23 protein-coding genes and 1 riboswitch are annotated in these 19,688 nt (G+C 66.2%); of the genes, 5 read left to right on the top strand and 18 right to left on the bottom strand.

What is annotated here, in order from left to right; all coding sequences use genetic code 11:
- Nucleotides 1-7: 7 nt before the first annotated feature.
- Entirely contained in the window at nucleotides 8-1,276 is a 1,269-nt protein-coding gene (locus ACFQ50_RS19985; protein WP_377997370.1) for a hypothetical protein, read from the top strand.
- Complete coding sequence (locus ACFQ50_RS19980; RefSeq protein WP_377997369.1) at nucleotides 1,269-1,409, top strand: hypothetical protein; 141 nt, start codon at nucleotides 1,269-1,271, stop codon at nucleotides 1,407-1,409. Before ACFQ50_RS19985 ends, ACFQ50_RS19980 begins: the two co-directional genes overlap by 8 nt.
- A 117-nt stretch (nucleotides 1,410-1,526) precedes the next feature.
- Here the strand turns inward: ACFQ50_RS19980 and ACFQ50_RS19975 are convergent, their stop codons facing one another.
- The 14 genes from ACFQ50_RS19975 to ACFQ50_RS19910 all read right to left on the bottom strand — a co-directional run bounded on the left by ACFQ50_RS19975 (nucleotide 1,527) and on the right by ACFQ50_RS19910 (nucleotide 10,480).
- Nucleotides 1,527-1,658, bottom strand: a complete 132-nt coding sequence (locus ACFQ50_RS19975; RefSeq protein WP_377997382.1) for a hypothetical protein — start codon at nucleotides 1,656-1,658, stop codon at nucleotides 1,527-1,529.
- On the bottom strand, nucleotides 1,658-2,014 hold the full coding sequence (locus ACFQ50_RS19970; protein WP_377997368.1) for a YraN family protein: 357 nt from the start codon (nucleotides 2,012-2,014) through the stop codon (nucleotides 1,658-1,660). The genes ACFQ50_RS19975 and ACFQ50_RS19970 overlap by 1 nt, the downstream gene beginning before the upstream one ends.
- Nucleotides 2,015-2,189: 175 nt before the next feature.
- Nucleotides 2,190-2,516 (bottom strand): DUF2469 domain-containing protein, encoded by a 327-nt coding sequence (locus tag ACFQ50_RS19965; RefSeq protein WP_003806068.1) that lies wholly within the window; start codon nucleotides 2,514-2,516, stop codon nucleotides 2,190-2,192.
- 98 nt (nucleotides 2,517-2,614) lie between these two features.
- Nucleotides 2,615-3,286, bottom strand: a complete 672-nt coding sequence (locus tag ACFQ50_RS19960; RefSeq protein WP_377997367.1) for a ribonuclease HII — start codon at nucleotides 3,284-3,286, stop codon at nucleotides 2,615-2,617.
- A 2-nt stretch (nucleotides 3,287-3,288) separates the two neighbouring features.
- The gene (gene lepB, locus ACFQ50_RS19955) at nucleotides 3,289-4,119 is read right to left on the bottom strand and encodes a signal peptidase I (protein WP_377997366.1); all 831 of its coding nucleotides are present in this window, start codon (nucleotides 4,117-4,119) and stop codon (nucleotides 3,289-3,291) included.
- Nucleotides 4,120-4,800: a signal peptidase I gene (gene lepB, locus ACFQ50_RS19950; protein WP_377997365.1), complete on the bottom strand. Its 681-nt coding sequence runs from the start codon at nucleotides 4,798-4,800 to the stop codon at nucleotides 4,120-4,122.
- Nucleotides 4,801-4,885: 85 nt separating this feature from the next.
- Nucleotides 4,886-5,245 (bottom strand): 50S ribosomal protein L19, encoded by a 360-nt coding sequence (rplS, locus tag ACFQ50_RS19945; RefSeq protein ID WP_079598963.1) that lies wholly within the window; start codon nucleotides 5,243-5,245, stop codon nucleotides 4,886-4,888.
- A 259-nt stretch (nucleotides 5,246-5,504) separates the two neighbouring features.
- The gene (trmD, locus tag ACFQ50_RS19940; protein ID WP_377997364.1) at nucleotides 5,505-6,299 is read right to left on the bottom strand and encodes a tRNA (guanosine(37)-N1)-methyltransferase TrmD; all 795 of its coding nucleotides are present in this window, start codon (nucleotides 6,297-6,299) and stop codon (nucleotides 5,505-5,507) included.
- Entirely contained in the window at nucleotides 6,300-6,893 is a 594-nt protein-coding gene (gene rimM, locus ACFQ50_RS19935; protein ID WP_377997363.1) for a ribosome maturation factor RimM, read from the bottom strand.
- Between the two features lie 141 nt (nucleotides 6,894-7,034).
- Nucleotides 7,035-7,277, bottom strand: a complete 243-nt coding sequence (locus ACFQ50_RS19930; protein WP_076802241.1) for an RNA-binding protein — start codon at nucleotides 7,275-7,277, stop codon at nucleotides 7,035-7,037.
- Between the two features lies 1 nt (nucleotide 7,278).
- Nucleotides 7,279-7,692 carry a 30S ribosomal protein S16 gene (gene rpsP / locus ACFQ50_RS19925; RefSeq protein ID WP_102972220.1) on the bottom strand — a complete coding sequence of 138 codons (414 nt, stop codon included), beginning with the start codon at nucleotides 7,690-7,692 and terminating at the stop codon, nucleotides 7,279-7,281.
- 211 nt (nucleotides 7,693-7,903) lie between these two features.
- Complete coding sequence (locus ACFQ50_RS19920; protein ID WP_377997362.1) at nucleotides 7,904-8,338, bottom strand: hypothetical protein; 435 nt, start codon at nucleotides 8,336-8,338, stop codon at nucleotides 7,904-7,906.
- A 105-nt stretch (nucleotides 8,339-8,443) separates the two neighbouring features.
- Entirely contained in the window at nucleotides 8,444-9,319 is an 876-nt protein-coding gene (locus ACFQ50_RS19915; RefSeq protein WP_377997361.1) for a VOC family protein, read from the bottom strand.
- 78 nt (nucleotides 9,320-9,397) lie between these two features.
- The gene (locus ACFQ50_RS19910; protein WP_377997360.1) at nucleotides 9,398-10,480 is read right to left on the bottom strand and encodes an amidohydrolase family protein; all 1,083 of its coding nucleotides are present in this window, start codon (nucleotides 10,478-10,480) and stop codon (nucleotides 9,398-9,400) included.
- A 35-nt stretch (nucleotides 10,481-10,515) separates the two neighbouring features.
- Nucleotides 10,516-10,623: riboswitch (TPP riboswitch) on the top strand.
- Here ACFQ50_RS19910 and thiC point away from each other — a divergent pair.
- Nucleotides 10,619-12,448, top strand: a complete 1,830-nt coding sequence (gene thiC / locus ACFQ50_RS19905; protein WP_377997359.1) for a phosphomethylpyrimidine synthase ThiC — start codon at nucleotides 10,619-10,621, stop codon at nucleotides 12,446-12,448. Its footprint overlaps the riboswitch before it by 5 nt.
- Nucleotides 12,449-12,560: 112 nt before the next feature.
- Here thiC and ACFQ50_RS19900 read toward each other — a convergent pair whose 3' ends face one another.
- Together ACFQ50_RS19900 and ffh are read right to left on the bottom strand one after the other, a co-directional pair.
- On the bottom strand, nucleotides 12,561-13,295 hold the full coding sequence (locus ACFQ50_RS19900; RefSeq protein ID WP_377997358.1) for an alpha/beta fold hydrolase: 735 nt from the start codon (nucleotides 13,293-13,295) through the stop codon (nucleotides 12,561-12,563).
- 56 nt (nucleotides 13,296-13,351) lie between these two features.
- Entirely contained in the window at nucleotides 13,352-14,932 is a 1,581-nt protein-coding gene (ffh, locus tag ACFQ50_RS19895) for a signal recognition particle protein (protein ID WP_377997357.1), read from the bottom strand.
- Between the two features lie 84 nt (nucleotides 14,933-15,016).
- Between ffh and ACFQ50_RS19890 the strand changes: the two genes are divergently transcribed.
- Entirely contained in the window at nucleotides 15,017-16,399 is a 1,383-nt protein-coding gene (locus ACFQ50_RS19890) for a glucose-6-phosphate dehydrogenase (RefSeq protein WP_377997356.1), read from the top strand.
- A 93-nt stretch (nucleotides 16,400-16,492) separates the two neighbouring features.
- On the opposite strand, the gene ACFQ50_RS19885 is transcribed toward ACFQ50_RS19890, so the two are convergent.
- The gene (locus ACFQ50_RS19885; protein ID WP_003806050.1) at nucleotides 16,493-16,831 is read right to left on the bottom strand and encodes a P-II family nitrogen regulator; all 339 of its coding nucleotides are present in this window, start codon (nucleotides 16,829-16,831) and stop codon (nucleotides 16,493-16,495) included.
- A complete protein-coding gene (locus ACFQ50_RS19880) occupies nucleotides 16,828-18,186 on the bottom strand; it encodes an ammonium transporter (RefSeq protein ID WP_377997355.1) in 1,359 nt (452 codons plus the stop codon). The genes ACFQ50_RS19885 and ACFQ50_RS19880 overlap by 4 nt, the downstream gene beginning before the upstream one ends.
- Before the next feature lie 227 nt (nucleotides 18,187-18,413).
- Here ACFQ50_RS19880 and ACFQ50_RS19875 point away from each other — a divergent pair, with 227 nt between their 5' ends.
- Nucleotides 18,414-19,661 carry an MFS transporter gene (locus ACFQ50_RS19875; RefSeq protein ID WP_377997354.1) on the top strand — a complete coding sequence of 416 codons (1,248 nt, stop codon included), beginning with the start codon at nucleotides 18,414-18,416 and terminating at the stop codon, nucleotides 19,659-19,661.
- Nucleotides 19,662-19,688: the final 27 nt, after the last annotated feature.

Genomic DNA, 19,688 nt, shown 5'->3' with positions numbered 1-19,688 from the left:
ACCGACCATGACAACACTTACCTACGGAACGGTCACAGGCCGTTTTGACGACACCTTTCCCGGTGAAGTGGTGGCCATCAGCGGAACCGTGACGTTCGTTGCGGAAGCTGACTACCTGCTGTCTCCGGACACCACACCCAAGGCCACGATGCTTCCGACACCCAAGACAGTTGAGCTTGTGGGCAACGCCTTCACGGTGGATCTTCTGGGAACGGATAACGCCTCCCTGAATCCGCTTGACTGGACGTATCGCGTGTACTTCCAGCTCGTGGCGAACAACGCAAGCATCAAGCGAGATCCCATCTCCATTGCTGTCCCGTCAGGCGTGACAACTGATCTGGCTGACGCCATGCCGGTTGCCGCGTCTGAAGGCAACGCCATCGTGCGCGGTCCTCAGGGCATCCAAGGTGAGATCGGTTTGACAGGCCCCGTAGGCCCCGTATCTACGGTTCCCGGACCTCAGGGCATCCAAGGACCGGTAGGCCCTGTATCGACCGTCCCCGGCCCTCAGGGAATCCAAGGAGTTAAGGGAGATCCCGGTGGATTCACTGCCGGTACGGATCTAGGGACATCAGATCTCAACACCATCCTGACGCCGGGGCTTTACCGTCAAGGCGTGTCTGCCAACGTCACGCTGGCGAACAACTACCCGATTGTCGGAGCGAACGGGACAGGCGTACTCGTTGCTATCCAGCAGGGCGCATCAGGGTCCGGTGGAATGCTTCAGCAATTCACTCCTGTTTGGGGGAATCAGACAGGCCGCGTGACATTCCAGCGTACCTATGCAAACTCGGTGTGGTCTTCATGGTTCGCTATGCCGTCCAACCGAATCGACCAAACCGCAGGCCGAGTCATCTACCAATGGGACACACTCAATGGCCGCGAACAGCTCATCTACGGCGACACCGGAGTTAGACGCGTTGAAACCCTCTTTGTGAATGGGTGGACAGCCGCCATTGCCTCACTCCGCAGGACCAACAACATTGTCCAGCTTGGGCTGTACACCGTAAGCCCTACGGCTCAGACAGCAGCAACAGCTTTCGCGATTCCCGTTGGCTTCCGTCCCGGATCATTTGGAGGAAACACCGCGTATGCATGCAGGTCACTCAACTCTTCAGGTTCAGGTTGGTGCACGATCACAGGTAGCGGCGACGTACAGCCGGATACCGTCTACGGAACCTTCAACGGATCTATTCAGCTCATGACTTGGACAACCTCTGACACATGGCCGACCACACTCCCCGGAACAGCGTCAGGAAGTATCCCCAATGTCTAAGAACCACGACGGCGAACACGTCGATATTGATCCGTTCATCCCCACCGGTCAGTGTGCGCTGTGCACTGACACTCCACAGGAGACCGAGGCTCCGGAGGACCGTCCCAACTCGGAGAGTGCGGAAACCCCGTAATCGCGCGGATTTTGAACGGCGGAGCCTCAGGAAAAATGCTGGAATGCATCTTAGGTCTTGACAGGCTGTGCTAACTCCAACGAACCGCACGCATTGATATCAAAATGTAACCTTCACTTAGAGGGGTCTGCTGTCCGGCAGTCCAAGAAGCACAAAGGCCGGCAGTGTCTGGCCGATGTCGGCCTCGACCTCCACGATGTAGCCGTTGAGGCCGACGAGGGCCACCGAATAGGCTCTCCCCAGCGCCATCACAGCACCTCCTTGAGGTGCTCAACCGTGGGTTCGCCGGCGCCGTCGTCCAGCACGGCAATCACGTCCACCCGGCGCAGCGGCAACCGCAGTCCGTGGTACCGGCACCAGGCCGAACCAAGGCGGTGCAGCCGGGCGAGCTTGTCTGCGCCCACCGCCTCGAACGGGTGACCGTAGGCGAGCGAACGCCGCGTCTTCACCTCGGCTATGACGAGGGCATCGCCGTCCAGCGCGACGATGTCGATTTCGCCGTCGGGACAGCGCCAGTTGCGCTCCACGATCAGCATCCCCAGCGATTCCAGGTACTCCGCCGCGAGCTCTTCCCCGCGCCGGCCCAGCAGGTCCTTGGCTTTCATGTCCACCTCCGCAACAAGACTGCGGCGGCGCGGTCACGCGGAACAGGGCACGCTCACGCTATGTGGAAAGACCCTCGGGATACCGGCGAAAGGCCGTTAGGGTGCCCGGAAAAGACCGGCTGTGGAGGAACAGGGACCCAGGGCGGCCGTGGAGGAACGCAGGAAAGCAGCAGCCTCAGTTGCCGAGGTCGACGTCCTTGGGCAGAGCGAGTTCCTCGTTCCGCGGCAGTTCCTCGACGTTGACGTCCTTAAACGTGATGACCCGGACGCTCTTCACAAACCGTGCCGAACGGTAGACATCCCAGACCCAGGCGTCCTGGAGCGTGAGGTCGAAGTAGACTTCGCCGTCGGCGCTTCGCGCCTGCAGGTCCACGTGGTTGGCGAGGTAGAAGCGCCGCTCGGTCTCGACCACATAGCTGAACAGACCCACGACGTCGCGGTACTCCCGGTAGAGCTGGAGCTCCATATCGGTCTCATAGTTCTCAAGGTCTTCGGCACTCATGGTTCCATCTTGCACCATGCGGCGTCGAAGCCGCGCACCGCGCTACCCGGAGACCAGCTCAGCAACACGGAGTAAGTCAGCAACCCGGACCAGGTCCGCTACGCGGACAGCAGGTTCCAGCTGATCCGGTGGTAGGGGCTTGGGCCGCGGGTGCGGATCGCCTCCCGGTGCGCCGCCGTGCCGTAACCCTTGTTGACGTCCCAGCAGAAGTCCGGGTACTCGAGATGGAGCTGCTGCATGTGCTGGTCGCGCTCGACCTTGGCCAGGACACTCGCGGCGGCCACGCTGAGGCACTGCATGTCCGCCTTGACCAGGGTGTGGACGGGCGCGTCACAGCCGGGATCCGCCACAACCGCATAAAACAATGACGGCTGGACGGCGGGAGACAGCCAGTTGTGGCTGCCGTCGAGCAGGACCACGTCGGGTGTGATCCCGGCAGCGAGGATTTCGAACCAGGCCCTGTTTCCGGCGGCCCTGAGGGCGCCCATGATGCCGAGTTCGTCGATTTCGCGCGCGCTGGCGTGGCCCACGGCGGAGGCGACGCTCCAGGCCCGCACCAGCGGGTCGAGGCGTTCGCGGTCTGCCGCCTTGAGCAGCTTGCTGTCCCTTACGTCGGCGAGCAGTTCCATGTTCTGCAGGTCCACGACGGCGATTCCCACGCTCACCGGACCAGCGAGGGCGCCGCGGCCTACCTCGTCGACGCCGGCCAGGAACCGCGCACCGCGGGGCAGGAAGCGCTTCTCGTAGTCAAGGGTGGGTGCTACAGACATGGCTAACCTGCCGAGGGCACATTCTTGAAGACGTCGGGATAGTTGTCCAGGGCCGCCCAGCGGTTCATCGGCCAGGCGATGACCGCTGCCTTGCCTTCGATGTCCGCGATGTCCACGAAGCCGCCGCTGGTGTCGGTGTGGGCACGGGAATCCGCCGAGTGGTTGCGGTTGTCCCCCATCACCCAGACTTTGCCCTGCGGGACGACGACGTCGAAGGTGCGCACTGCCGGAACCTCGGCAGGATTGACGTACTTCTCATCCAGTGCGGCGCCGTTGACGGTGATCTTGCCTCCGGCGTCGCAGCAGACAACGTGGTCCCCGGGGAGCCCGATGACCCGCTTGACCAGGTGCTGCTCGGAGTTGTCCGGCAGCAGGCCCACGAAGGTCAGCCCGTCCTCCACAACGCTGAACGGGCCGTCGGCCTTTTGCGGTGTGGGTGGCAGCCAGCCCTTGGTGTCCTTGAAGACCACTACGTCCCCGCGCTCCAGGGCGAACGGCTCCGGAACAAGGAGGTTCACGAAGATGCGGTCGTTGATGTCCAGCGTGTTAACCATCGACTCGGACGGAATGTAGAAGGCCCGGAACAGGAAGGTTTTGATGAGGAAGGACAGCACGACGGCGATCACCACCACCGTGGCGATCTCCTTCAGCCACAGCAGGAATGGGTTGCGGGCACGGGCCTTTTCCTGGCGGCGGGGGCCGGCAGGAGCAGGTGATCCTGGTCCGGATCCGCCTGGGGCGGACACCTCAGGAACGGGCTCTTGGGCGGCATGCCGTCCCGGCCGCGCGGCGGCCTGCCGCGGTTCGGAGCTCCCGGGATCAATTTCCGGCATCTACTGTCCGTCCTTAGTTGTTGTAATGGCCGCCAACGGCGGCCGCGCCACTGACGCAAATCTATCAAGCGGCCAGAGAATCTGTACCGGCCTGCCGATCACCCTGTCCGACCGCACCATGCCGCCGCCCGGCGCCCCCAGCAGGCTGCGCGAGTCCGCGGACACCGACCGGTGGTCACCGAGCAGCCACAGCCGGCCCTCCGGAACAGTCACGTCGAACTTCTGGGTGCTCGCGGCATCACCGTCATACAGGTAGGGTTCCACGAGCGGCTGACCGTTGACTGTGAGGCGTTTGCCGGCGTCGCAACAGACCACGTGGTCGCCGGGGAGCCCGATGACCCGCTTTACATATGTAGTATCACTGCCGGTCAGTCCCAGCCAGTGCCCTGCCGCGGCCGCTGCTTCCTGCACCGGACCTTCCCCGCTGTTCAGCGGTGCGAACGAGCCGCGGCCGTCGAACACGACGACGTCGCCGCGGCGGATCGGTTCAGACTGGAAGGCCGTGCGGGACACCAGGATCCGGTCACCCGTGCCGAACAGCGGCTCCATGGAGGCGGATGGAATGTAATAGACGTCCAGCCAAAGGGAGCGGATCAGCCCGCTGGCCAGGACGGCAGCCAGCACTGCCAGCAACGCAAAACGCCAGCCCGGTTTCCCTGGCTGGCGCTTTGTCTGGTCCATAATCCGTATCCTGTGGCGCTGTTGCGGATGGCTCCGGCGCTGGCCGGACACGGGTTGGGGACCCGCCGTGAAAGTCCGGCTGGACTTACTTGGCGGTGCTGAAGTCGCGCTTTTCCTTGATCTTCGCAGCCTTACCGCGCAGTGCACGCATGTAGTAAAGCTTGGCGCGGCGGACGTCACCCTTTGTGACAACCTCGATCTTGTCGATGATCGGGGAGTGCACCGGGAAGGTACGCTCAACGCCGACACCGAAGGAAACCTTACGGACGGTGAAGGTTTCGCGGACGCCGTCACCCTGGCGGCCCAGGACGAAGCCCTGGAATACCTGGACACGGGAGTTCTTGCCTTCGATGATGTTCACGTGAACCTTGAGGGTGTCACCCGCGCGGAACTCGGGAACGTCAGTGCGCAGCGAGGCTGCATCTACGGAATCGAGGATATGCATTGATCCACTCCTGGTGAACGCCACAGGTCATCCACTTTGGGTCACGGCGGCCAAGTCCGGAGTAGTCCGGGAATCGCCGCCGAAGTGTTGAGGTCCGGTTCCGCCACCCTTTGGCGGCACCGGGGTGTCTGGCTGTTGGTTGCGCTCCCCCTGTGGCAGGTGCGGACCCAGCAGACACAAGGACTAATTTTGCCACAATCAACCAGAACAAACCAACTAAGGGCCTTTGGGCCCGCCCGGCACCTCGGCCCGGACCCGCCTAGACTTCCGGCCGGGGCCTGAGGTGACCGTCGACGACGTCGTACCCCAGGTCCGCGAGAGCGGTGCGGTCCGCGCGGGGCAGCGTCCCGGCGTCGAACGTCTGCAGCAGGTCAGGACGGCGTTCCGCCGTCCTTCGGTACTGTTCGTGCCGGCGCCACTGCGCGATCTTGCCGTGGTTGCCGCTGAGCAGGACGGCCGGGACTTCCCGGTCGCGCCAGACCGAGGGCTTGGTGTAGACGGGGTACTCGAGCAGGCCGTCCGAATGCGACTCCTCCACGAGTGACTCGGGGTTACCCACCACGCCGGGGAGCAGCCGGCCGATGGCTTCCACCATGGCCAGCACGGCCACTTCACCGCCGTTGAGGACGTAGTCGCCGAGGCTGACCGGGCGGACGGTAAAGTGCTCCTCGGCCCATTCGATGACGCGCTCGTCAATGCCCTCGTAGCGCCCGCAGGCGAACACCAGCTGCTCTTCCTCGGCAAGCTCGTAGGCCAGCGCCTGGTTGAAGCGCTCCCCCGCCGGGGACGGAACGATCAGCACGGGCTTGGCCGCACCGGCCGGCCGGGCGGCCGCCACGGACTCCAGCGCCAGGGCCCACGGCTCGGCCTTCATCACCATGCCGGCGCCGCCGCCGTAAGGCGTGTCGTCCACGGTACGGTGGCGGTCCGCGGTGAAGGTGCGGAGATCGTGCACGTTCAGGTCCAGCAGCCCGTCCTGGCGGGCCTTGCCGATGAGCGACAGTTCCAGCGGTGCCAGGTACTCGGGAAAGATACTGACGACGTCGATTCTCATCTACGCGTTGGCCTCCGGCTCAGCGTTGTCCCCGGCGGAGTCCTCATCGGAGCCCGAGCCGCTGGTCTCCGGATCCCCGGCACCGTCCTCGTTGATCTCGAGCAGGCCAGCCGGCGGCGTGAGCAGGACGTAGCCCTCCTCAGTGTTCACCTCGGGGACGATCTGTTCCACGAACGGGATGAGGATTTCCCTGCCGTCCGGCGTTTCGATGACGAGCAGGTCCTGCACGGGCATGGTGTTCAGGGCGGTGACCTTGCCCACGGCCCGGGAGCCGACGCGGGCCTCGAGGCCGACGAGCTCGTGTTCGTACCAGCCCTCGTCGTCGTCCTCACCAAGCTCTTCGGTCTCGATAAACAGCTTGGCGCCGCGCAGGGTCTCGGCGCGGTTCCGGTCGGCCACCTCCTCAAAACCGAGCAGGAGGATGTCCTTGTTCCAGCGGGCGCTTCGCACGGTGAGCGGCCCCGCGGAGGCCGGTTCCACCACGAACTCGGTGCCGGGAACGAACCTGTCCTCCGGCGCGTCGGTGAGGACCTGGACGGTCACCTCGCCGCGGATTCCGTGGGGCTTGCCGATACGGGCCACCTGAAGCTGCATGTGTTCCTCTGTTTGGACTGCGTGTTGATGCGGGGGTAGGACTTTTGCGGGCGTCCTGAATAGTCAGGGCCCAAAACAGTCCGGCCCCTCCACCGGTAGCTGGTGGAGGGGCCGGACGTTAAGACAAGTGTTGCAGGCGCGTTACCGGCGGCGGTCGGTGTCGACGACGTCGACCCTGACCTGCTCGCCATCTGCCAGCGCCGCCACGACTGTGCGCAGCGCACGCGCGGTGCGGCCCTGGCGTCCGATTACCCGTCCGAGGTCTTCCTGGTGAACGCGCACCTCGAGGGTATCCCCGCGGCGGTTGTTCTTGGCACTGACCTTGACATCCTCAGGGGAGTCGACAATGCCACGGACAAGGTGTTCGAGCGCTTCTGCCAGCAACTTACTCAGCCTCGGTGGTCTCTGCTTCAGCCTCGGCGGGGGCTTCCGATGCCTTGGCCTTCTTGGTGATGGCTTCCGGGATGATCACGGAACCCTTCTCCGGAGCAACGAATGCTTCCTTGTCGGCCTTGGTCTTCAGGGTGCCTTCCTGGCCCGGCAGACCCTTGAACTTCTGCCAGTCACCGGTGATCTTCAGGATCGCGGCGACCTGCTCCGACGGCTGTGCGCCGACGGACAGCCAGTACTGTGCACGCTCGGAGTTGACCTCGATGTATGAGGGCTCCTCGGTGGGGTGGTACTTGCCGATCTCTTCGATGGCACGGCCATCACGCTTGGTGCGCGAATCGGCGACAACGATGCGGTAGTACGGTGCGCGCATCTTACCGAAGCGCTTAAGGCGAATCTTTACGGCCACTTTTGTGGTCACTCCTGTTTCTGAAACGGGGTTGAACCCGCGTTCTGCACCCGTGGGGCGGGCCGTACTTGGGGGTTCGAAAAGGACAGGATCCGGACGCGGAGAGAGGGGCCACGCAGATCGAGTACCTGTCTATTGTGCCAGATCGTCCGCGTTATTTCGACTTGACATGCGGACGGAGTCTGGCTGGTGCCCGGAAATGCAGGCTGCGCTAGGAAGACCAGACATAGAGGCCGGTCCTGCTGCCTTCTTCCACGGTGCCGGCAAGCTCTGCCAGCTGCTGGACGTAGTTCCTGGCTTCCCCGGCGCCAAAGGGCATGTCGTCCTCGGCGGCCCAGCGCTCGGCCACCTCATCCAGAACGTTGCCCTCACCCTCGGATTCATACGTGAGGAGCTCAGCCAGCGCCCGGACCATCGCCGCCGGCACGCCGAGCAGTGAATCGCTTGCCACGTCAACCATGGCCAGTTCGTAGTCCGCGCCCGCGGCGTGGACCGCGGCACCGGCGAGGTCGCCAAGCTGTTCGATCTCAAAATCACTGATGCCGGCAATCCGGATGCCGTCTCCGGCGGCGGCGCCGCCTTCCAGCGCCTCCGCACGCTTGAGGGCGTCATTGTGGGTGGCGACAAACAGTTCGGTGAAGCCCATGGATTCGTCCTCATTCCGTCGGCGGTGCGCGCCCGGCAGCGGCGGCGCCGGGGCTCTTCGAATGTCAGCCTAACCCAACCGGGTTCGCCGGGCTTAGCGCGCTGGTTATCGAACGGCGACGCGGAGGCGGTTGCGCCACGGATCCTGAAACCGGAGCTCGGCGCCGGTGTGGTGCGATTCGACTCCGGCGACCTTAAGGCGGTCGGCGAGGGCGCCGACGTCGTCCCCCGACGGGACTTCGATCAGGACCTCACCGAGGCCGAGGGTGTCGCGGCGCGGGCCCGCCCCACGGCTGTTCCAGACATTCATGGCCATGTGGTGGTGGTAGCCGCCGGCCGACACAAAGAGCGCCTGGCCGTGCCAGCCGGCCGTCTTTTCGAATCCCAGGGTGCCGACGTAGAAGTCATGGGCTGACTGCACGTCACCCACCTGCAGGTGAACGTGGCCCACGCCTGCGTCGGTGCCTCGCTGGCCTTCCACAGACTCCTGCGTGAGGTGGTCCTGGAGGTACTTTTGCGGCGGCAGCGCCAGGCTGTCCATGACTACGTTCTTGCCGTCCCAGGACCAGGCCTCGCGCGGGCGGTCCCAGTAGAGTTCGATCCCGTTGCCTTCCGGGTCGGTGAAATAGAAGGCCTCGCTCACCAGATGGTCGGCGCTGCCCACGAAGGCCTGCGGCTCGTACTGGGCCGCGCTGGCAATGGTGGCGGCCAGCGAGGACTGGTCCTCGAACAGGAGCGCTGTGTGGAAGAGGCCGGCCTCGCCCCGGCCGGGAATGTTGAGGCCCGGAGCGGGCGCGAGGTGCACCAGGGGCGTCTTGAGCCGGCCGAGGTAGAGGCCGCCGTCCTGCTCGGCGACGACGTCGAGGCCGAGGGCGCGCTGGTAGTAATCGGTCATGAGCTTCATGTCGCCCACCTTGAGCATGACGGTGCCCATGGTGAGGTTGGCAGGAAGCAAGTCCTGGCTGCTGTCTGCTGCTGTCATTGAATACTCCCGAATGTCCGGACCACCGGGTTTCGGCAGCCTCTACATCTCTAAATTACTTGAAGCTTCAATTTATTCCTAATGCACGATCTTTCCCCGGAGCACCACATTCGTGAGGCTGCGGATGGTCTCCGGCACGGTGCGCGGGTCCTCCCGGCAGACCACCACGTCCGCGGCCGCCCCTTCCGCCAGGCCGTCGGCTCCCAGCCAGCGGCGCGCCCGCCAGCATGCCGCGTCCAGCGCCGCCGGTGCGGGCAGTCCGGCGGCGTGAAGTTCAAGGATTTCGTCCGCGATGCGGCCGTGGCGGATCACGCTGCCGGCATCCGTTCCCGCGTAAATTTCGACGCCGGCCTCATACGCTTCGAGGACGCGCTCCCGACGGCGGGTCCACAGTGAGCGCATGTGCTCCGCATACCGCGGAAACTTCGGCTCTGCCTGCGCGGCGATGTCCGGGAAGGTGGCGATGTTGATCAGTGTCGGCACGATCGGCACCTGCTGCTCGACGAGCCGCGGAATGTGCCTGGGCAGCAGGCCCGTGGCGTGCTCGATGCAGTCGATGCCGGCGTCCAGCATGTCATCCAGGGTGTCCTCCCCGAAGCAGTGCGCCGTGACCCTGGCCCCCTCGTCGTGGGCTGCCCGGACGGCGTCCCGCACGGCCGCGGCAGGGAACGACGGCGCGAGGTCGCCGGCGGTCCGGTCGATCCAGTCCCCCACGAGCTTGACCCAGCCGTCCCCTTCCCGCGCCTGCTTGCGCACCGCCTCCACGAGGCCCTCCGGCTCGACCTCCACGGCGAAGTTCCTCAGGTACCGGCGGGACCGTGCAACGTGCCGGCCGGCCCGGATGATCCGCGGCGTGTCGGCCCGCTGCTGCAGCCACCGGGTGTCGCTGGCGGCCCCGGCGTCGCGGACCAGCAGCGTGCCGGCGTTGCGGTCCGTCACGGCCTGGGCGTAGGCCACGTCGTCTTCCACAGCACCGCCCGGGCCCAATCCGATGTGGCAGTGGGCGTCCGCGAAACCGGGCAGGACCCAGCCGTCAAGAACGGCGTCCGGCCGCTGGCCCGGCGGATCAAACGTCAGCTTCCCGTCCACGGACCAGAGCCCGCGGCGTTCCTCATCCGCCGCAGTGAGCACGGATCCGCTGAATTCGATGATGTGCGCCATGACACCAGCCTAAGCCGCAGCTGTGGTAGCTTCGTCTACGACCACACGGGGGCCCCTGCAGGGGCTGAGATCAGGCTGGCGCAGCCTGCGACCGTTGAACCTGTCCGGGTAATGCCGGCGAAGGAAGTGAGCAGTAAATTGAGCACCCAGAAATCACAGCTGATCCCTGCCCAGATTGATGCGGCCCAAAGTGAAGCCGCCGGTAGTGCTGCCGGCAGCGTCACGCAGTCGCTGAAATCCCATTCACTGGCCTATCTCGAAGGCGAGGGCCTGCGGGTGCCGGTAACGGAAATCGCCCTTGAGCCTTCACCGAACGGCGACCAGAACGAACCGCTACGGGTTTACCGCACGGCGGGTCCGGGCAGCGATCCGGTGGTGGGCCTCGCGCCGTTCCGCTCGGAATGGATTGCGGCACGCGAAGACACGGAGCCGTACGACGGACGCGAACGGAACCTGCTCGACGACGGCAAGTCAGCCGTGCGCCGCGGCGCGGCTTCCGCCGAGTGGAAGGGCGCCCGGCCGGTGCCCCGCCGTGCGGCGGAAGGCAAGACCGTCACGCAGATGCATTACGCACGGCAGGGCGTCATCACCCCGGAAATGCGCTTCGTGGCCCTCCGCGAAAACTGCGATGTGGAACTGGTCCGGAGCGAACTCGCCGCCGGACGGGCCATCATCCCCACCAACATCAACCACCCGGAATCCGAGCCGATGATCATCGGCAAGGCGTTCCTGGTGAAGATCAACGCCAACATCGGCAACTCGGCCGTCACCAGCTCCATCGCGGAGGAGGTGGACAAGCTGCAGTGGGCCACCCAGTGGGGCGCCGACACGGTCATGGACCTGTCCACGGGCGACGACATCCACACCACGCGTGAGTGGCTCATCCGCAACTCCCCCGTGCCGATCGGCACCGTGCCGATTTACCAGGCCCTGGAAAAGGTCAACGGCGAAGCGAACGCGCTCACCTGGGAAATCTTCCGCGACACCGTCATCGAACAGTGCGAACAGGGTGTGGACTACATGACCATCCACGCCGGCGTGCTGCTGCGCTACGTGCCGCTCACGGCGAACCGCGTCACCGGCATCGTCTCCCGCGGTGGTTCGATCATGGCCGGCTGGTGCCTGGCCCACCACCAGGAAAACTTCCTGTACACCCACTTCGACGAGCTTTGCGAGATCTTCGCCAAGTACGACGTCGCCTTCTCGCTGGGTGACGGTCTTCGGCCGGGCGCGACGGCGGACGCCAACGACGCCGCGCAGTTCGCCGAACTGGACACCCTGGCCGAGCTGACCCAGCGAGCCTGGGAGTACGACGTGCAGGTCATGGTCGAGGGGCCGGGTCACATCCCGTTCCACCTGGTGCGCGAAAACGTTGAGCGCCAGCAGGAACTCTGCAAGGGTGCGCCCTTCTACACGCTGGGCCCGCTGGTCACGGACGTGGCCCCCGGCTACGACCACATCACCTCGGCCATCGGCGCCACCGAAATCGCCCGCTACGGCACGGCCATGCTCTGCTACGTCACGCCGAAGGAACACCTGGGCCTGCCGAACAAGGATGACGTGAAGACGGGCGTCATCACATACAAGATAGCCGCGCACGCCGCCGACCTCGCCAAGGGGCACCCCGGCGCGAACGAGCGGGACGATGCACTGTCCAAGGCCCGGTTCGAGTTCCGGTGGCGCGACCAGTTCGCGCTGTCGCTCGACCCGGTGACCGCCGAGTCCTTCCACGACGAGACGCTGCCGGCGGAACCCGCCAAGACAGCGCACTTCTGCTCGATGTGCGGGCCCAAGTTCTGCTCCATGCGGATCAGCCAGGACATCCGGAACGAGTACGGCTCGGCCGAAGCCCAGGCCGCCCTCGCCGAAATGGCGGAGGGCATGCGCGAGAAGAGCCAGGAATTCCTCGCTGCGGGCGGAAAGGTGTACCTGCCCGAGCTGCGGCTTCCGGAGTCGGCGCGCAACTAACGGCTCCCCGGGTTCTGTCCGGCTGGCATTGGGGGCCGGCCGGGCGGGCTCCCGGAACGTCCGTCAGGACGCTGTGTCTCTCAGACGCTGTGTCTCTCAGACGCTGGGTCCGTCAGGAGGCCCTCGGCTGGTCCCGGCGGCTGACTTCGGCGATGAACGCGCGAATGTAGCGGTCGCCTTCCGGTGAGTCGTGCGGCCGGTGCCCGCCCGCAGCGATGCGGTGCACGGCGCCGGTCTCGCGCAGGTAGCCGGCTATTTCCTCGTACAGCGGCTCCCAGCCGCCGGTGAGGACCAGGGTGGGTACTCCCGGCACGATCTGCAGCGGCGCCTGCCACGGCGGTGCCTGCAGGCGCAGCCGGCGCGCGGCGCGCTTCGCTTCGGGGGTGCTGGGCTCCGGTGTGTCAGCGGCGAAGGCGCGGCGCAGGAACTCGCGTTCGTAGTCGTCATCGCCGAGCTGGTGCCGTACCTCGAACAGCGGCTCCATCAGGGCGCGGTGCGCGGCGGTGGCAGGCAACTCTGCGGTGAGCGACAGGCAGGCCGGTTCCACGAGCGTCAGCGAGAAGACCAGGTCCGGGCGTTCGACGGCGGCCATCATCGCGGCGATGGCGCCCTGCGAATGCGCCACCACATGGCCCCCGGCGGCCCCGCGGCCGTCATCAGCCAGGGACCGCAGCACAATGCGGGCGTCCTCGGCGAAGTCGGTCTCCAGCGGTTCGGCCTCGGCGTCAAAGCCGTGGCGCCGCAGGAACAGGGCGTCGTACTGCAGGGCCATGCCGTGCTGGCGCGGCCACGCCGCTGAGCCGAAATTCCCGGCACCGTGCACGAACACTACCCGCTGCTTATACATGACCCAACCTTATGGCAGCGGTCTGACATCGGCGCCGGCCGACATGACCGAGCGCCCTAATTGCCGCCCATGAACTTGTCGAAGCCCTTCGGCAGGTTCAGCTGGGACGGATCGAAGTCGCCGGACTGCTGGCCGAAGGCAGCTCCGGTGGGCACCGCCTTGGATGCCCCTGCCCGCCGGGCCTCCGCCTCGCGAAGCTCCTGTGCCGCCTTGGCAGGATTGCCGGAGCGGGCCTTCTTCTTGGGCGCGTTCTTGCCGCCCTTGCGGGCACCGCCTGCGCCCATGCCGGGCATCCCGGGCATTCCCGGCATGCCGCCGCCCTGGGCCATCTTCTTCATCATCTTCTGGGCCTGGGCGAAGCGTTCCAGCAGCCCGTTGACCTCGGACACGTGCACGCCCGAGCCGCGGGCGATGCGGGCCCTGCGCGAACCGTTGATGATCTTCGGCGCAACGCGCTCGTGCGGGGTCATCGAGCGGACAATGGCCTCCACCCGGTCGATTTCGCGCTCGTCGAACTGCTCCAGCTGCTGCCGGATGTTCTGCGCGCCGGGCATCATCATGAGCATCTTCTTCATGGAGCCCATTTTGCGGATCTGCTGCATCTGCGCGAGGAAGTCATCCAGCGTGAAGTCCTCCTGGTCGGCGAACTTCTTCGCCATCCGGGCGGCTTCTTCCTTGTCCCAGGACTTTTCAGCCTGCTCAATGAGGGACAGGACGTCACCCATGTCCAGGATGCGCGAGGCCATCCGGTCCGGGTGGAACAGTTCGAAGTCGTCCAGGCTTTCACCGGTCGAGGCGAACATCACCGGCTTGCCGGTGACCGACGAAACGGACAGCGCGGCGCCGCCGCGCGCGTCGCCGTCGAGCTTTGACAGCACGATGCCCGTGAAGTTCACGCCCTCGTCGAAAGCGGTGGCCGTGTTGACGGCGTCCTGGCCGATCATGGAGTCGATCACGAAGAGGACTTCATTGGGCACAATGGCCCGGCGGATCTGCCGTGCCTGCTCCATCATGTCGGCGTCGACGCCGAGGCGGCCGGCGGTGTCCACGATGACGACGTCGTGCAGCTTCTGGCGCGCTTCATCGACGCCGGCCCGTGCCACGGCGACGGGGTCGCCGGCCGGGTGGGCCAGCTCGGAGGTGGCGCCCGGGTGCGGCGCGAAGACGGGAACTCCCGCGCGCTGGCCCACAACCTGCAGCTGCGTCACGGCGTTGGGGCGCTGGAGGTCGCAGGCGACAAGGATGGGGCTGTGGCCCTGTGCCTTCATCCACTTGGCGAGCTTTCCGGCCAGGGTGGTCTTGCCGGCACCCTGGAGGCCGGCGAGCATGATGATCGTGGGCCCTGTCTTGGCCATCCGGATGCGCCGCGTCTCGCCGCCGAGGATCTCAACAAGCTCCTCGTTGACGATCTTCACGATCTGCTGGCTGGGGTTCAGGGCCCCGGAGACCTCGGCGCCCAGCGCGCGCTCACGGACCCGCCCGGTGAATTCCCGGACCACGGGCACGGCAACATCCGCATCCAGCAGGGCGCGCCGGATCTCGCGGACTGTGGCGTCGACATCTGCCTCGGTGAGGCGGCCCTTGCCGCGAAGGTTCTTGAAGGTTGCTGTCAACCGGTCAGAGAGTGAATTGAACACGCGCCGTGCACTTCTTTCAGTGGATGTACGGGACTCGACTATCTAGGGTATCAAGACACGCCTTCAAGATGGCATGCTGGCAGGGTGACGAGCCAAACGACTGTAAAAACCCTGCTCATCCTCGGTGCCTCCGGCGATCTCACCGGCCGGCTCCTCCTCCCCGGCCTGGCCAGGCTGGTGGCCACCGGCCGCGCCGCCGGCCTGTTGCTCGTGGGGGCCGGTTCGGATCCGTGGTCACGGGAACAGTGGCAGGACCGCGTGCACACCGCCTTTGACGCCGCCGCCGAAAAGGCGGACGACGCCGGCAAGGATGCGCTGGCGGCCATGGCAAAGTCCACGGAGTACCATCAGGCCGACGTCACCGCGGACGGCCCGCTCGCGCAGCTCCTGGCCGGCCTCGAGGGTCCGGTCGCCGTCTACTTCGCCCTGCCGCCCCACGTGAGCCAGAAGGCCTGCGAGATCCTGCGCCCCGAGCAGGTCCCCGCCGGCACCCGGCTGGTCATGGAGAAGCCCTTCGGCTCCGGCGAGGAGTCCGCCCGTGAACTCAACCGGACGCTCCTGACCTTGGTCCCCGAGGACCACATCCACCGGGTGGACCACTTCCTGGGCAAGGCCACTGTCCTGAACATCCTCGGCCTGCGGTTCGCCAACAACTTCCTGGAGCCGGTCTGGAACCGCCAACACATCTCCAAGGTGGAAATCATCTTCGATGAGGACCTGGCGCTCGAGGACCGGGCGCGTTACTACGACGGCGCGGGAGCACTGCGCGACATGATCCAGAGCCACCTGCTGCAGATCATGGCGCTGCTGGCCATCGAACCGCCGGCCACCATCGGCGAGCGCGACCTCCGCGATGCCATCGGCGCGGTCCTAAGGGCCAGCAGCATCAAGCCGCCGTACACGGACAGCACCCGGCGGGCGCGCTACCTCGCGGGCAGCCTCAACGGCAAGGACGTCCCCGATTACGCGCGCGAGGACGGCGTGGACCCGGACAGGCACACGGAGACCCTGGCCGAGGTCCGCGTGGACATCGATAACTGGCGATGGAAGGGCGTGCCGTTCATCCTGCGCTCCGGCAAGGCCCTCGGGGACAAGCGCAAGGAAGCGGTGGTCACCTTCCGGCCGGTTCCGCACCTGCCCGCCGGCTTCACAGGCCGGGACGCCCCCAACAAGCTCCGGATCGGGTTCGGTCCGGACACCCTGGAGCTCGACGTCGACGTCAACGGCCCCGGGGACATCTTCAGCCTGGACCGCGCCGCGCTTGTGGCCGAGCTCAACGCCTCCGAGCTGCTGCCTTACGGCGAAGTGCTGGAAGGCGTCCTGAGCGGCGATCCCCTGCTGTCCGTCAGGGGCGACACCGCAGAGGAGTGCTGGCGGATCGTGGAGCCGGTGCTGGCTGCCTGGGCAGCGGGCAAGGTTCCGCTGGAGGAATACCGGGCGGGCTCCGACGGGCCCGCCCCGAAATAGGCTTCCCGCCTCAACCGGGCTTAACCCGAGGGGAGGGCCGGCCACCGTTGTATGGTGACCGGCCCTCCCGCTGCGTTGGGCTGGTGGCAGGTGCTAGATGGCGGCTACGCCGCGTTCACCCGTCCGCACCCGCACTGCTTCGAAGACATCGACCGTCCAGACCTTGCCGTCGCCGGCGCGGCCCGTGTTGGAGCTGGCGATGATGACATCAAGGATGTCGTCAGCCTGTTCGTCCGTTGCCAGCACCTCGACGCGGATCTTGGGCAGCAGGTCCACGTTGTACTCGGCGCCGCGGTAGACCTCGGTGTAGCCCCGCTGCCGGCCGTAGCCGCTGGCCGCGCTGACCGTCAGGCCCTGGACCCCGTAGGCCTCCAGGCCTTCGCGGATCGACTCGAGCTTCTCCGGACGAACGATTGCTGTGATCAGTTTCATGCCCCCACGCTTTCCTTACCTGTTGCTGCTTCTGTCTTCTTGCCGTCGCTGCCTGCAGGAACCGCGTCCGTGCCGCTGGTGTGCCCGCCGGTGATCAGCTCATGCAGGGGCTGGAAGCTGCCGCCGTGGCCGCCGACGCCGAACTCGTAGGCGGTTTCTGCGTGCAGGCTGAGGTCCACGCCCACCGCTTCCTGCTCCTGGGAGACACGGAATCCCATGGTCTTGTGGATGGCCAGCGCGATGATCGTGGTCAGGATGGCCGAGTAGGCGATCGAGATCCCTGCTGCCGCCAGCTGGGCCCAGAGCTGCGTGAAGCCGCCGCCGTAGAACAGGCCGCCGCCCACGCCGTCGGTCGGAAGGGCGATGAAGCCGAGGGCCACGGTGCCGATGATGCCGGAGACAAGGTGCACACCCACGACGTCCAGCGAGTCATCGAAGCCCCAGCGGAACTTGAGGCCGACGGCGAGGGCGGAGGCCACACCGGCAACGACGCCGAGTCCGAGGGCACCGACCGGGCTGACGTTTGCACAGGCCGGGGTGATGGCGACGAGGCCGGCGACGACACCGGAGGCAGCACCCAGCGAGGTGGGGTGGCCATCACGGACACGTTCGGTGACCAGCCAGCCGAGCATGGCAGCAGCGGGAGCGGCGAGGGTGTTGACCCAGATCAGGCCGGCCTGTTCCGCGGTGGTGGCGGCGCCGCCGTTGAAGCCGAACCAGCCGAACCACAGAATGGCCGCGCCGAGCATGACGAACGGGATGTTGTGCGGGCGGTGGTTCGGGTCCTTGCCGAAGCCCTTGCGGTTGCCGATGATGAGGACCAGGATCAGTGCTGCCACACCGGCGTTGATGTGAACCACGGTGCCGCCGGCGAAGTCGATCGCGGGGCCGAGGGCCTTGCCGATCGCACCCTCGGGACCGAAGAGGCCGCCACCCCAGACCATGTAGGCGAGGGGGCAGTACACCAGGGTGACCCAGACAGGCACGAAGACGCTCCAGGCGCCGAACTTGGCGCGGTCTGCGATCGCGCCGCTGATGAGGGCAACCGTGATGATTGCGAAGGTGGCCGCGTAGCCAACCTTGATGAGGCCGTCAGGGGTGGTGATGCCCTCGAGGCCGAACGTGGCGAACGGGTTCCCGACAATCTCCAGGAAACCCTCACCGGAGCTCATCGATGCGCCCCAGAGTACCCACACCACGCCGACCATGCCGATGGAGATGAAGCTCATCATCATCATGTTCAGTGCTGCCTTGGCGCGCGTCATGCCGCCGTAGAAAAATGCCAGACCTGGTGTCATGAACAGCACAAGTGCCGCCGCCACCATGAGCCATACGTGACCTGCGGTAAGTTCCATGGTGCACGTCCTCCCTTGATCGAATGCTGCGGAGTGATCCGCCTGCCCAACGCCTTTTGCGTCCTGAATCAAGTTTTGCCGCGGTGTGTTTCGCTGGCGGAGGATTTAGATTGCCGGTCTGTTACAACAACCTCCCTGACGTAAATGGTGCATATCCTGCTTGTTACGGTTATGTTTCAGCCGCCACAAATGCCCGTCCCGCCCGTTTCGCAAGGATTCCCCGCTTCATGACGCCACTCCCCCGTAACGCCGCGGGCAAACCCCGGTTCAGTGTGGGCCGCCGCACCGACGGCACTCCGCTGCCACGTGACATCAAGGTGATGCTGGTCGCAGCCTTCCTAATCGCGCTGGGCTTCGGCCTCGTGGCTCCGGTGCTGCCTCAGTTCGCCACCACGTTCGACGTCGGGGCTACGGCCGCCGCCGTCATCGTAAGTATCTTTGCGTTCATGCGGCTGCTGTTCGCGCCCGCCGGCGGCGCCCTCATCGGCAGGCTCGGCGAGCGGCCGGTCTACGTAGCCGGGCTGCTCATCGTGGCGGCGTCCACCGCCGCCTGCGCCTTTGCCCAGAGCTACTGGCAGCTGCTGGTGTTCCGCGGGCTGGGCGGCGCGGGGTCGGTCATGTTCACAGTGGCCTCGATGGCCTTGGTCATCAGGCTGGCGCCGCCGGAGAGCCGTGGCCGGGTATCGGGTGCGTACGCGTCGGCGTTCCTGATCGGCAACGTCTGCGGGCCGATCGTCGGCGGCCTGCTGGCGGGCTTCGGCCTGCGCGTCCCGTTCCTGGCCTACGCCGGCGCCCTCGTCCTCGCGGCCCTGGTGGTGCAGACGCAGCTCAGCCATGTACCCGGGTCAGCCCGAGGCGAGGCAACGGGCGCGCCGGCCATGAAACTCGGCGAGGCCGTCGGCGACAGCGCCTACCGGGCAGCCATGCTCTCCAGCTTCGCGAATGGCTGGGCGACGTTTGGCGTGCGCATGGCCACGGTGCCGCTGTTTGCCGTCACGGCCCTGGGCTCCGGCCCAGGGGCGGCCGGCTGGGCGCTGGCAGTCTACGCTGCCGGGAACGCCCTCGCCCTGACCGTATCGGGCCGGCTGGCGGACAGCCTGGGCCGGAAGCCGATGATGGTGGCCGGGCTCATGGTCACCGGCGCGGCCACCGCGGGGATCGGACTCACCCAGGGGCTCGGATGGTTCCTCGCTGCGTCGATGCTGGCGGGAGTGGGTGCCGGAATGCTGAACCCGGCGCAGCAGGCGGCGGTTGCCGATGTGATCGGCCGCGAACGCTCGGGCGGACCGGTGCTGGCGGCCTACCAGATGACCTCCGACATCGGCGCCATCCTCGGACCAGTGCTGGTTGGCCTGCTGGCGGACCGGTTTGGTTACAGCTGGGCGTTCGCTGCGACCGGCGCCGTGCTGCTGGTCGCCGCCCTGGGCTGGCTGGCCGCGCGGGAGACGGTGCAGCGGACTAACCCAACTGCGTAGCAGCAGGGGGCGTTCCCACGGCTGGGA

Origin of the sequence: Arthrobacter sp. NPDC056493, from assembly GCF_042795115.1 — a bacterium.
Classification (GTDB): Bacteria; Actinomycetota; Actinomycetes; order Actinomycetales; family Micrococcaceae; genus Arthrobacter.
This window is presented reverse-complemented; position numbering and strand designations above follow the sequence as displayed.